This window comes from Alishewanella sp. HL-SH06, assembly GCF_052656265.1.
The window spans coordinates 551,896-564,644 of sequence record NZ_CP199752.1 but is presented as its reverse complement, the minus strand read 5'-3'; the positions used below and the strand labels follow the sequence as shown (position 1 = coordinate 564,644).

Below are 12,749 nucleotides of genomic sequence, written 5' to 3'. Positions count from 1 at the left end.
TCAGGCATTGCTTTAGTCACTGCGTCGGCTCTGCTACACTATTTTTTAGCAAATGAAGGAGCCCACCATGTCAGAATTTGATTTCGATTTAGATCATTTAGATTTCGCAGCCGCCGAAGACTCTGTCGCAGCCACTCAAGCCGCCGTAGCCGCTGCCGAAAGCGAGCCACAATTTGGCGATGACGATGACGAATGCAGTGGCGGTGCTTGTAAAATTTAAGCTCCCTGTGGGCGCAATTGATAAAAACGCGTTAATTGCGCCACTAAGATACAAATCGTACCCGCCAGCATCAACAATGAAAACGGCAATGCCGTACCGTTGTAAAATACCCCTAATAAAGGCCCTGCCAGTGCGCCTATGCCAAAACGCAACGTACCAATCACCGCAGTGGCGGTGCCGCTATGCTCTGGAAACTTCATTAAAATCATCGCATCGGCATTAGTAGCCATCAGCCCTAAACTGGCCATTAACGGCGCAATACTCAGCACCGTGTACCACAGCCCTAAACCCAGATAATTAAACAAGCTTAGTAGTGACGCGCAGCACAAAGCTAACACTAAGCCAACGCCTAACATGCGCTGCGGCCCTTGCCGGGTAACCAAGCGGCTGTTAATAAAGTTGGCAAGCATGAGCGCCGACACATTAAGCGCAAATAACACCGCGAATAACTGCTCACTCACGCCAAAGTAACTGATATAAATAAAGGATACAGCCGTTAAAAACGTAAAAAAGCTAAAAGAGGCAAACATCGAAGTCGCAATATCTGGCCATGCTGCTTTATTAGCAAAAACTTGCCGATAACCACTAAAAAAAGCAGGTTTTACCACATCGTCTGGCCGTGTGATCTCAGGCAGAAAACGCCAACTTAAACCCACCAATAACAAAGCATAACCGGCTAACACAGCAAAAATAACTTGCCAGTTTGCCAACACCATAATGCCACTGCCCAGCGCTGGAGCAATTAATGGCGCCAGCATCATAATCATAGATACATAAGACATGCCTTTAGCAGTATTTTGCTGATATAAATGCCGCACGATGCCAGGGATCACCACGGTTGCAGCCGCACCACAAAAGGCTTGAGCAGCGCGCCAGACTAAAAAGCTTTCGATACTGCTAACAATACTGAGCATAATACTACTCAGTAAAAACCCACAAAGCCCGGCTAGCGCTAAAGGGCGACGCCCCAGCATGTCGGCTAAGGGCCCAAATAGCAGCATGCCTAAGGCATAAGCAGCCAAATAGATACTGAGCGATTGTTGCACCAAGGCCATGGAGGTGTTGAGATCGGTCACCATGGTTTGCATTGCGGGCAAATACATGTCGATTGCTAAAGGGGTAATAGCAATTACAGACGCGAGTAGCATAATCAGCCACAGCGAAGGGGTTGACGCTTTCATTTGAGGTACCTCCAGAGGAGTTGCATAGTACCGTTACAACACGATGCTGACTAGCAGGTTTTTTCGTAAGAACAAGCGCTTATTCACCTAAAATACCGTATTGTCGACAGATTTAGACTGCGTTGAATCTTCTGCCAATAAGCTCTATGATGATGGGGCTTTGTTGAATCTGACACGCTGCAATGTTTTGACGGTAACCGCATCGAGTAACGCATGAAAGAAAAAGCTACGTCTTTTGATATCGCCTATTTGGCTGGAGTGTCGCAATCTACCGTTTCTCGGGCATTACGCAATAGCCCGCAAGTGAATCAAGAAACGCGCGAAAAGGTGCAAGCGATTGCCCGCCAGCTTAATTATAAGGTCGATAAAAACGCCAGCAATCTGCGTAAACAACGCAGTAGCACGCTCGCGTTGCTGTTATTTGAAGATCCCACCACCGATGAATCTCTGATTAATCCGTTTTTTCTGTCAATGCTGGGTAGCATCACCCGTGCCTGTGCCAAGCGCGGCCAAGATCTGCTCGTGTCGTTTCAGCAACTTAGTAACGACTGGCATGCCGATTATGAAGACAGTAAAAAAGCCGATGGCATTATTTTGCTTGGTTACGGCGACTATGTAGATTACGAAGAAAAATTAGCCAAGCTGTTAGCGCAAGAAACCCACTTTGTTTGCTGGGGTGCCGAAGTATTGGGCCATCCGGAATTTACTATTCGCAGTAACAATTGGCAGGGCGGCAAATTAGCCGGCGCGCATTTAATTTCCACCGGCCATCGTAACTTTGCCTTTATTGGTAACGCCTCTGAAGGCAGCCCAGAGTTTAGTGCTCGTTATCAAGGTTTTATTGAGGCGTTAGTCAGTGCTGGCATTAACGCTGCGGATGTGCCGCACCATGATGCGATCTCCACCGAAAGCGCCGGCGATCTCGCCACCGAGCAACTGTTAAAAAGTGGTCAGCCGGTCGATGCCATTTTTTGCGCGAGCGATTTAATCGCCATTGGTGTGATCCGCTGCTTAAAACGCAACGGCATTCGTGTTCCGGAACAAATTGCCGTGATGGGCTTTGATGATATCCCTGCCGCCTCTTTTGCCTCGCCCGGTTTAAGTACGATCCAGCAAGACACCAGCAAAGCCGGAGAAATGCTCGTCAATAACCTGATGAACCTGATTACCAACCAACCGATCACCGATAACCTGATTGAACCTAAGCTGGTGATCCGTCAATCTTGCGGTGCCACGTCGGCTTGAGTTGCTAGCTCAGTAGATGGCGGCAAAGCCTCTAGCGCTTCACGTAACGTGGAGTAAAAGGTTAGCCGACCGGGTTCTGCCACTATCCCCGCTTTCGCTAAGGTTTTTAATGGCTGAAATTGCAAGTCGGCAATAAGCAATTCAATATTGTTAGTATTACAACTGTGTCGCAGTTTTTCTAAAGCCGCCAAGCCACCGGCATCTAATAGCGTAACGCCATCCATATACAACACTAAACCACGCTGCTTTTCAGCTAACAGCGCAATTTCTGCAAAAATACGATCGGCGGCGGCAAAAAACAGTGGGCCACTAATTTTTAAGACTTTCCAACCCGCGGGTAATGGTTGGCTAATATGCTTACGACTTGCCGAGATGTCCGTGACCTTGGTCATGGCGGCGATATCTTTCATAAACAAGATGGTTGCTAACAGGATGCCCGTGGTAATAGCCAGCACCATATCAAAAATAACGGTTAGCGACAGACACACCAAGAAAACCCAAACATCACTGCGCGGCGCAGTTTTTAATAAATGCAGTGCCTTGGGTGCTTCACTCATGCCCCACGCCACCATCACCAATAATGCGGCCAAAGCCGCCATGGGCATATAAGCCAGCACAGGGGTTAACAATAATAAAGCCAGTAATACCACCAGCGCATGGATCATCGCAGAGATGGGTGATTGCGCGCCAGCATTAAAGTTCGCGGCCGAGCGAGCCAGCGCCGCTGTCGCGGTAATACCCCCGAAAAAAGGTGTAATAATATTACCGATACCTTGCCCCATTAATTCGCTATTTGCACTATGGCGTTGGCCACTACTGTTATCCAATACCACCGCACACAATAACGACTCAATCGCGCCAAGCATGGCAATGGCAAAGGCGGCGGCCAGCAGATCTTTTGCCAATTGCCAACTAAAACTCAGCGCTACACCCTCAGGCCCAGGGCGATTCCAAGGCCAATCAAAATAAGGTAAATACGCCGGCACGCCGGCAGCGATAGCACCATCTTCTGCTATATAAGTAAACCGCGAGGCGATAGTGGGTACATCTGCGCCGAATTGCAGCAATAACAACCCTAGCAGGGTGCCGATAAACAATGCCGGTAAATGCGGTGGAATGGGGGTGTGAAGTCGGCGCCAACCAAGCATAACGGCTAAGGTCACTACCGCCACCAGCAAGCTAGGCCAAGCGGTTTGGGGTAATGCTTGTGCTAACACTAAAATTTTATCGCCAAAATGCTCGGGCAAAGCGGCTAACGGTAGCCCCAAAAAGTCTTTGACCTGCAAAATGACAATAACAATGGCAATACCCGAGGTAAAACCTAAGGTGACTGACTCAGGTATATATTCAATTAAACGGCCCAAGCGCAATAAGGCCATAGCGACCAGTAATAAACCAGATAGCACAGAGGCAATTAATAAGCCGCTTAAACCATATTTCACGGCAATGGGGTATAGGATCACCACAAAGGCGGCGGTGGGCCCCGAAATGCTATAACGCGAGCCACCGGTTAGCGCAATCACAAAACCGGCGATAATAGCCGTATACAGGCCGTATTGCGGCGGCACACCCGATGCGATCGCCAACGCCATAGCCAGTGGAATGGCAATAATGCCCACGGTAACGCCGGCTAACAGATCTTTGAATAATTTTTGCCGCGTGTAACCTTCAGCCAAACTCTCGCGTAGCGCATGACCAATACGCAAAGAAAACAAATGGGCGCGATGAGACAAAACAGACTCCGCTGATCTGGCCTAAACAATACATCACTATAGCGCAGCAATTTTGCTAAACCTATGCACTTTTAGTCTCAGATGGCATAGTTATAAACCCTTTTAACTGCCGCTTAACGCAAAAACGCTGTTCGAAAACAGCGTTTAGATTCAATTAGGTGCATTGAGTCGCGATGGCTTTATGCTGATTTTTTTAGCATGCTCGCCAGTACACCATCGCGTTTAATGAAACCATGCTGCAATGCTGCGCTGATATGCAGAATAATTAACAGCATCAGTAGCACACTGGCCCAGCCATGCAGTTCGCGTAATAAGCCATAATGGGCTAAATCAGTTGCTAACAGCATCGGCAAACTGACATCGAACAGCACCACCGGCAATCCAGCAGCATTTTGCATTAAATAACCCGACAGCGGCATTAACACCAACAACAGATAAAAAGCAAAATGGGTGAGTTTCGCGGCCCACTGTTGCCATAACGGTAGCGAGCTGGATAAAGCCGGAACCTGCGAAGTCAACCGCAGATAAATGCGCAGCAGCACGGCACAAGCGGCTAATAACCCAGCCATTTTATGCGCACTGAGCAATTGCTGTTGCCAAGCCCCTAATGCACTAACCATCGTTAAACCAGCCAGCAATAAAGACAATACTAAAGCCGCCATCAGCCAGTGCATCAAGCGCATAGCTAACGAGTACGTTGCCGGATTATTCATGCTGTTCCCCTACCACTGATTGCACTAATACTTCACGCGCTCGGCGCCGATGTGACTCGGCATAAGCAGCAGCGCGCGCACGTAAAATCGGATCGGCGGTTGGCGCAACACCACGAGGTAACACTAAGGGGTCAAAATTAAGCGCATTACAATTCCCGTCTAACTGCTCTGTCGCCTGATGGATCTGCAGTATTCCCGCACTTATTTGTACATTACTGTCAGGCCATAATACCGTCGCGTTATTTTCATCATCCGCGGCCGTGCCAAGGGTAAATTGCCAGTCAAAGCTCACCATGCCCGCATTTAAGCGCGCAAAAAATTCTTTTTGCAGGGCATCAGCATCTGTTTCATCTAACTCACTGCTGATTGTCGACGTTAACATCGGCACTGCAGCCCATTTCACGGCTTGCTGCTGACCAGCCGCATTCTGCAAATAAAAGGCGTTAATACTGTGATAGCGTTCACTGGCAAAGCTACTGCTGGCTTGATAGGTTGAACGCCATTTTACAAAAGCCTGACTCTCTGGATGCTCGGCAAAAAATTGCGGCACACTATTATTTTGAATGGCTTGCAGCTGCAGATAAAACTTCTCTGGTGTTCCTACCGCTAGCACCGGTGGGGTGTTCATTGCTATGCGCCATTGCTGTGCGGTTTCGGGCAACAAGGTGATGGCGAAACTGCGTACCGGTGCTTTTAAATCAGGCGCCAGCGGATTATTACCAGCAATCGAAAATCGACCAATAAACGGATAACGCCCGGCTTGCAACACCGCAGCACTTGAATAAGGCGCTAACGCGCCGCTGGAAATAAAATCACCGGCTACGCAAAACCCTTTCGCATGCGCGCGGCGAAAACCGACATGCGCTGTTGAACCTTGCTGTAAATCGACAAAATCTTGCGCACTGAGTGCATTACCCGTGCCCAAATTAGCGGCCAATAAAAATGCCGCGCTAACACTGCCCACTAGCGCGGCCACAATAAAATAAGCTCGCATCTTGTCACGTCCCCAACATTTATCTTGAACTCAAGATAAAGCAAAGGTATCTTGAACTCAAGATAAATTTAACATAGCGATACATAATGGACGAACTCGATCGGATCCAGCAGGCTTGGGCCACTGAAATGCCCACATTGAATACCGACAGCATGGCGCTGATTGGTCGTTTGCAGATTCTGCATAAACGTTTAACCAACGCCATGTCGCCGAATTTTCGGCTGTACGGTTTAACGGATGCTGGCTTTGATGTACTAGCCACCTTACGTCGTAGCGGTATGCCCTATCAACTCACACCTAATCAGCTACTTGGGCAAACTTTAATTACCTCAGGCTCACTAACTAGCCGCTTACAGTCATTAGAAAAACAAGGCTTTGTCAGTCGCCACACCGCCGCAGCAGACAAACGCAGTATTGTGGTAAGCCTAACGGAAAGCGGTAAAAACGTGATCGAGCAACTGCTGGTCAAGCATGTCGAGACGCAACAGCAGCTGCTCTGCGGTTTAAGTGCGCACGAACAACAGCAGCTAATTTCGTTAATGCGCAACTGGCTTAATGTGACTACCGAGCAAGATCTCTGAGTCTGGTAAAACCTGTACCAGAGTCTGGTCGGACCGGTGTCTGAGTGTGGTCTTACCTGTACCGGAGTGCGGTCGGACCAGTAGTCGGTAAAAATGAGCATCTGCGCTGTTATCCACAACAATGCGCAGTTACCCACTCTGCTCGTTAGGGATTAGAGCAAGGTTTTAACGTTGTAAAAGTGAGATTGTGACAACCTTCCGCGGTTCCACCACCCGTATTGGTGCAAGCTCGATAGGTTATCTGTTGCTCACACAAGGTGGCCATGCCAGAACCAAAATCATAATCGTATGGCATACCTAGCGGTCCCTCGCCTACAAAGTCAGTATCTCCTGGTGACAAATCGTTTATATATTTAGCTAAGCAACTATCCTGTATATATTGGATATTTAATGATGAACCGCCACTGCCATGCCCTGTAATATCACGAACTGAATAGCCATCGATCACAGAGGTTGCTGGGTTTAAATCGAAGATCAAATCCAACTGGTTCAACTGTGTACCTTTAGTGTTAAAGTTACCTGCATAGCTAACCTTGTATTGAATGTAGTTGATTGGATTTGCCGGTTCACAACGCTCACCAAACCAAGAAGAACTGCAAATCTGCGCCCCAACTGGGCTAATGTATGGCGTCTGTTCAATATAGGTTTTATCCACTGTGACAGAGTGGGTGCTTTGTACATTAAAACCTGTGCCTATACTGATCGTCATGCCTCTAGTGGTTGAGTTTCCCGTTGTCTCAAGCGTCGTTGTATATTGACGCCAACTCTTCCTGCCCATACTCTCTATGATTGCATTTCGCATGTCATCTTTAAGCCTTTTCTTATTTTCGAGAGAACTAAATAAATGCGCTGCAGCAGAGTTTTTGCAGGTTGCGTCTGGGGAACTTGCGGTATTGTTTGTTAACGTCGAGTATTGATTTGAACTAGCCGCACTTGATTCAGCCGCATTGAATAGCCCACGCGCTGGGTCTAATGAAGAAGACAAGCCACTTGCCATGTAGGTATTGTTGAACTCTTCAACAGCGGAATAAAAAGTGCTGTGGATATCAAAATAAGCCGTTATGATTTCGTGATCTAAATCAGATAAAGGCAAGCTCATCACATAGCCAGACTCACCCGCATTGGGATTATGTGTTTTTACTCTGAATTTAAAGGCAACTCGAGTCTCTGGATTAGCAACGAGTAACTCTTTAGTGGGGGCATAACAATTTGAATTATTCAACCAATACTCAACATCAGCCACGCCTGTCTCTGGATTAATCCCACTTTCACACTGCAGTAAAGGTGCCTGTGACTCGGCAATTTGTTGCATACCCAATACACTGCAAGTATCACAAGCAAATAGTTTCATAGCCTCACTGGCAGAGACCGCTGCAGAACTTACTGCAAAAAATACGACAAAGAATACATATTTAAACATTTGAATTTCTCTATAAAAACTTGTTGAAAAAACAAGCTACCCCCTCACATAAAGTAAACTATTTATTACATAAAAAACATTTAAGTTAAATCTTTATAATTCCCTTGTGTTAATTAATAAAAGTCCGAGCAGTCTTCGAGTGTGGCCAAACCAGTGTCTGAGTGTGGTCTTACCTGTACCGGAGTGTGGCCAAACCAATGTCTGAGTGCGGTCATACCAGTACCGGAGTGTGGTCGGACCGGTGTCTGAGTGCGGTCGGACCAGTACCAGAGTGTGGTCTGACCGGTGTTGATTGGTTAAGTACGAAGATCAGCAGCGATGTGGCTGACAAAGAACCACGGTATGCTTTTTGATACCGTGGTTGCTAAGGTTTGACAATGCGGGTTAGGGTGTTTGCAAAATCAGCAGGCCATACGCTGCCAGCATATTACTTTGCAAATCAAAAGCCCAATTGGCGGTTTGCTCGGTGTTTAACAGCGAACTAATGTCTCGTGCTGAATCACTAAGATTTAACACAAAACGGGTTTTGCTACCGTTTAACTCGCGCTCTATTTGCAATATACCATTTGCCAATTCAGTGACCTGATAATTGCCGGCCAGCTTCAGCTCTGGCCGCTGTTTTTTCTGGGCGATAAGCCACTGATATAAACGCCACACAGAGTCAGGCAGCGCTTGTTGCTCGGCAACGGTGCTGCCGCCTTGTGCTAATTGCTGTTGTAAAAACGCCGGCCACCAATTTTCAAATTGTTGGGTAAATAACTCGGCTTGCTCTACCCAACTCAGGGTCGCTGGCGTAAAACCGCCTTGCGTTTGTGTGGACCAAAGCATTGGCGCGCGTTTATAAACGTCATGGCCGGTATTCGCCTGGGTTAAGCCAATTTCTTCACCGTAATAAATGTACTTGGTGCCGGGAGAGCTAAATAACATCGCCGCGGCTAACTTGGCTTTTTGCTGCGCGATTTTAGGCTCGGATGCCAGCTGATAGGCCACCCGCTCTTGATCATGATTGGTTAAAAACGGCGAGAAAAAGGCCAACGGCGCATTAGATTGCTGGCGACGCTGCACGTTTTCTTGTAAAGGATGTAACTCGCCGCTTTGTGTACCACTGATGGTGCCAAATTGCGCCTCATTACCGACGGTAGGCAGCAACTGCCCTAAGATTTTATAACCCACTTCAAAATCAAAGCCTTGATCTAAGCCCTCGCCATTGCCCCAATATTCGGCGGCCACCGGAATATCGACCCAAGCTTCACCCACTAGGTAGGCTTCCGGGTTCACGCTTTTCACGTAAGCATTAAAATCGCGCCAGTAATCGATGGTTTCGGGTAAGTCAGCTTGACCTTCAGGGCCAGTTTCCATCACAAAGCGCACTGCATCTAGCCGAAAACCGGCTACGCCTTTATCCAGCCAAAACTTCGCCATCTTTTTCATTTCAGCCACCACATCGGGGTGCTGCAAATTTAAATCAGGCTGCGTTGCACCAAAGGCCGCATAGTAATATTCACCCCGGCGCTCATCGAAATGCCAGACGGCTTCAGGTTTATCCGACTGATCCCAGGCATAGCCCCAGCCTTCACCTTTGGCGGGTAAGTCTTTACGCCACACAAAGTAATCACGATAAGGCGCAACACCTTCAGCCGATAACCGGAACCATTCGTGCTCACGCGAGATATGGTTAATCACCAAATCGAGAATCACCTTCATGCCTTTGTCATCGGCCGCTTGAATAAAGGTTTCAAACTCGGCCATCGAGCCGTAATCAGTTTCTACCTGGTAAAACTCGGTAAAGTCATAACCATGATAAGACGGCGCTTCAAACATTGGCGTTAACCAAATGGCATCGATACCGAGCTCTTGTAGATAAGGCAGTTTGGCAGTCATGCCATTAAAATCGCCATGGCCATCGCCATTGGTATCGTAAAAGCTGCGGGGCCAAATTTGATAGAACACGGCATCTTGCCACCACGGCGCGTCTGCTGTTGCTGGGCTTAGCGTGGTGGCCTCTGGCACAGCACTGTCGTGACTCGCTTGCTGAGGAGCTGGCTTACAACCGCTTAGCGCCAGCGCTAACATCAAACAACTTAAGGACGTTTTAAGCATCAGTTACTCCTGTACCAAATCAGTTTTCACACGTAGCACATACAGCGCCGCAATAATGTAACTTACCCCGCCAATCGCCAACGCATAAATAGCTTGCCCTTGGAAAAAGTAGCCGACCAAACTTCCCAAAATGGCCGCAGCCAGCAGCTGTGGTAGCACGATAAAGATATTAAACATGCCCATATACACCCCCATTTTATTGGCTGGCAGGCAGTTGGAGAGCATCGCATAAGGAAGTGATAAAATGGATGCCCAAGCGATACCAATACCAATCATCGGGATCCAGAGTAAGGCCGGATCCTTAATAAAGAAAAAGGCGAATAGCCCTAAAGCGCCACAGCATAAATTAATCGCGTGTGCCTTTTGTGTGCTGGTAGCTTTAACTAACAGCGGGATCAGTAGGGCCGCAATTGCCGCAAAACCGTTGTAAACCGCAAATAACACACCAACCCAATCGGCACCATCGTTATAAGCGACCGATGTGGTATCCGTGGTGCCATAGTGATAACTGGTCACCGCCGCCGTGGTATAGATCCACATGGCAAATAACGGAAACCATGAGAAAAACTGCACTATCGCCAATTGCCGCATGGTGCTTGGCATAGTAAATAAATCATCGACCAGTTGTACCAGCATATTGCGATTTTGCTGTTGCTTAAACCAGCTCGCCAGCCACTGTAATACCCCAAAGCTGGCGATAAGTGCGCCCAGTAAATACAGTTGCTTATCTAATTGCGCAGAAGCGACAGCAATCATTGCTGCCACACCCACCACCACGGCCACTGCGCCGCTGCGCCAATAGTTTGCAGCAGGCGTTGCACGCTCAGCGACCGGCTGAGCCGCTTGTTCAGCCGCATCGAAGGCAGCTAATTGCGCAGGGCTATATTCTTTCGAGGAAATAATCGTCCAGCCAACTGAAAGAAATAATACGGCACCACCGGCATAGAACGAAAACACCACCGAGTCAGGGATCAACCCTTCTGCCGCCGTATTCGACACACCAAACCAATTGCTCATCATCCATGGCAGCGCCGACGCTACCACGGCACCGACACCGATAAAGAACGATTGCATGGCAAAGCCGGTGGGGCGCTGCTGTTTATTGAGGTTGTCGCCGACAAAAGCGCGAAACGGCTCCATCGTGACATTGATGGCCGCATCTAACAGCCACAACATCCCTGCAGCAATCCACAAGCTTGGTGAGTTTGGCATAAAAAACAATGCCGCGGTGGTGGCCAGTGCACCGTATAAAAAGAAAGGGCGACGCCGACCTAATTTAGTCCACGTTTTATCACTGAAATGGCCGATAATCGGTTGTACCAACAAGCCCGTTAACGGTGCGGCAATCCACAAAATAGGAATTTGATCCATATCTGCGCCCAACGTTTGGAAAATTCGGCTAACATTGCCATTTTGTAAGGCAAAACCGAATTGGATACCGAAAAATCCAAAACACATGTTCCAGATCTGCCAAAAGCTGAGGTTCGGCTTAGTTTGCATAAGTATGTTCTCTATCGTCGCAGTTGTTATTATTGTTACCCACTCGGTTGGCCACAGCCGCCAAAATGGGTAGAAAACCTGTCAGCCTGATTGATACCGCCATTTGTTTGCGACTACAAGATGAATACGTATTCAATGCGCCAAAAGTGTGCAAGCCAACCCATCCGTTATTCAAGGCTGACAAAGCGCGATAAATTGCCGTGCTAACACCGAATGGTACTTTTGTTTATGCCAAACTAACTGCAATTGTCGCGTAAAAGGCGTCGGTAAGGTAATTTTCGCCAGCCGACCATAGTGCAAACGATCGGCGGCCGCGGCGGCAGAAATAAAGCTCAACCCCAGCCCTGCTTCAACGGCCTGCATGATCGCCTCTGGCGAGTTAAATTCGGTAATCGCCTTGATCGTCGGCAAATGTGGGGCAAGATGGCGGTCAAACTGCGCTCGACTGCCCGAGTGCGCCTCGCGTAACACCCAGCTTTGCTGTTGTAATGCGTGATAGTGGTGCACTGTTGTTCCGGCGAGCGGATGATCGGCTTTGGCAATAATATACATTTCGTCTTGCCGCCACGGTTGTGTGATCAAATCTGGGAAAGGGTTATCTCCTTCGATCAGCGCTAAATCAAGTTCAAACTGCAGCACTTGCTGACACAGCGTATAGGTATTGTCGATACTGACTTTAAATTGCCCTGGCGCTAATTGGCTCAATAAGCGGGGTAATAAATAATTACCAATGGTTTGGCTGGCTCCTAAGCTCAGTTGGCCTTGTGGTGTGTTTTGTTGAAATAGATGTTCAATGTCTGACACTCTGGCCAAAATTTCATCGGCTAACGGCTGTAATAAGCGCCCTTGTTCATTGAGTTTTAAGCGCGGGTGTACCCGATCAAACAGCGGTGCACCTAGTTGCGCTTCTAATTCATTTAAGGCCTGCGAAACCGCCGCCTTACTTAAATACAGTTCGCTCGCCGCACTGCTTAAATTCCCTAACCGAGCAATACAACTAAATACCTGCAGCTTTCGAATAGCAATCATGTTCGGTTTATCCTAACGCTAGGTTAAAAACGT

At 48.1% G+C, this 12,749-nt stretch carries 11 protein-coding genes; 3 read left to right on the top strand and 8 right to left on the bottom strand.

The window, feature by feature from the left end; all coding sequences use genetic code 11:
* Positions 1–67: 67 nt before the first annotated feature.
* A complete protein-coding gene (locus ACUJFK_RS02495; RefSeq protein ID WP_226750460.1) occupies positions 68–220 on the top strand; it encodes a hypothetical protein in 153 nt (50 codons plus the stop codon).
* On the opposite strand, the gene ACUJFK_RS02490 is transcribed toward ACUJFK_RS02495, so the two are convergent.
* Positions 217–1,401 carry a multidrug effflux MFS transporter gene (locus ACUJFK_RS02490; protein ID WP_445425975.1) on the bottom strand — a complete coding sequence of 395 codons (1,185 nt, stop codon included), beginning with the start codon at positions 1,399–1,401 and terminating at the stop codon, positions 217–219. The two genes, ACUJFK_RS02495 and ACUJFK_RS02490, sit on opposite strands and share 4 nt — an antisense overlap.
* A gap of 213 nt (positions 1,402–1,614) precedes the next feature.
* Between ACUJFK_RS02490 and ACUJFK_RS02485 the strand changes: the two genes are divergently transcribed.
* On the top strand, positions 1,615–2,646 hold the full coding sequence (locus ACUJFK_RS02485; protein WP_306177340.1) for a LacI family DNA-binding transcriptional regulator: 1,032 nt from the start codon (positions 1,615–1,617) through the stop codon (positions 2,644–2,646).
* Here the strand turns inward: ACUJFK_RS02485 and dauA are convergent.
* The 3 genes from dauA to ACUJFK_RS02470 all read right to left on the bottom strand — a co-directional run bounded on the left by dauA (position 2,619) and on the right by ACUJFK_RS02470 (position 6,086).
* Positions 2,619–4,379: a C4-dicarboxylic acid transporter DauA gene (dauA, locus tag ACUJFK_RS02480; RefSeq protein ID WP_445425974.1), complete on the bottom strand. Its 1,761-nt coding sequence runs from the start codon at positions 4,377–4,379 to the stop codon at positions 2,619–2,621. The genes ACUJFK_RS02485 and dauA overlap by 28 nt on opposite strands.
* A gap of 179 nt (positions 4,380–4,558) precedes the next feature.
* Positions 4,559–5,092 carry a cytochrome b gene (locus ACUJFK_RS02475; protein ID WP_445425973.1) on the bottom strand — a complete coding sequence of 178 codons (534 nt, stop codon included), beginning with the start codon at positions 5,090–5,092 and terminating at the stop codon, positions 4,559–4,561.
* Positions 5,085–6,086, bottom strand: a complete 1,002-nt coding sequence (locus tag ACUJFK_RS02470; protein ID WP_445425972.1) for a catalase family peroxidase — start codon at positions 6,084–6,086, stop codon at positions 5,085–5,087. Before ACUJFK_RS02470 ends, ACUJFK_RS02475 begins: the two co-directional genes overlap by 8 nt.
* 86 nt (positions 6,087–6,172) lie before the next feature.
* On the opposite strand from ACUJFK_RS02470, the gene ACUJFK_RS02465 reads away from it, so the two are divergent.
* Positions 6,173–6,667 carry a MarR family winged helix-turn-helix transcriptional regulator gene (locus ACUJFK_RS02465; RefSeq protein ID WP_445425971.1) on the top strand — a complete coding sequence of 165 codons (495 nt, stop codon included), beginning with the start codon at positions 6,173–6,175 and terminating at the stop codon, positions 6,665–6,667.
* Between the two features lie 145 nt (positions 6,668–6,812).
* Here ACUJFK_RS02465 and ACUJFK_RS02460 read toward each other — a convergent pair whose 3' ends face one another.
* From ACUJFK_RS02460 to ACUJFK_RS02445, 4 genes are all read right to left on the bottom strand, one after another.
* A complete protein-coding gene (locus tag ACUJFK_RS02460) occupies positions 6,813–8,087 on the bottom strand; it encodes a hypothetical protein (RefSeq protein WP_445425970.1) in 1,275 nt (424 codons plus the stop codon).
* Between the two features lie 384 nt (positions 8,088–8,471).
* Positions 8,472–10,187 (bottom strand): alpha-amylase family glycosyl hydrolase, encoded by a 1,716-nt coding sequence (locus ACUJFK_RS02455; RefSeq protein ID WP_445425969.1) that lies wholly within the window; start codon positions 10,185–10,187, stop codon positions 8,472–8,474.
* A 3-nt stretch (positions 10,188–10,190) separates the two neighbouring features.
* Positions 10,191–11,687, bottom strand: a complete 1,497-nt coding sequence (locus tag ACUJFK_RS02450; protein WP_226750469.1) for an MFS transporter — start codon at positions 11,685–11,687, stop codon at positions 10,191–10,193.
* Positions 11,688–11,858: 171 nt separating this feature from the next.
* The gene (locus ACUJFK_RS02445) at positions 11,859–12,716 is read right to left on the bottom strand and encodes a LysR substrate-binding domain-containing protein (RefSeq protein WP_445425968.1); all 858 of its coding nucleotides are present in this window, start codon (positions 12,714–12,716) and stop codon (positions 11,859–11,861) included.
* Positions 12,717–12,749: the final 33 nt, after the last annotated feature.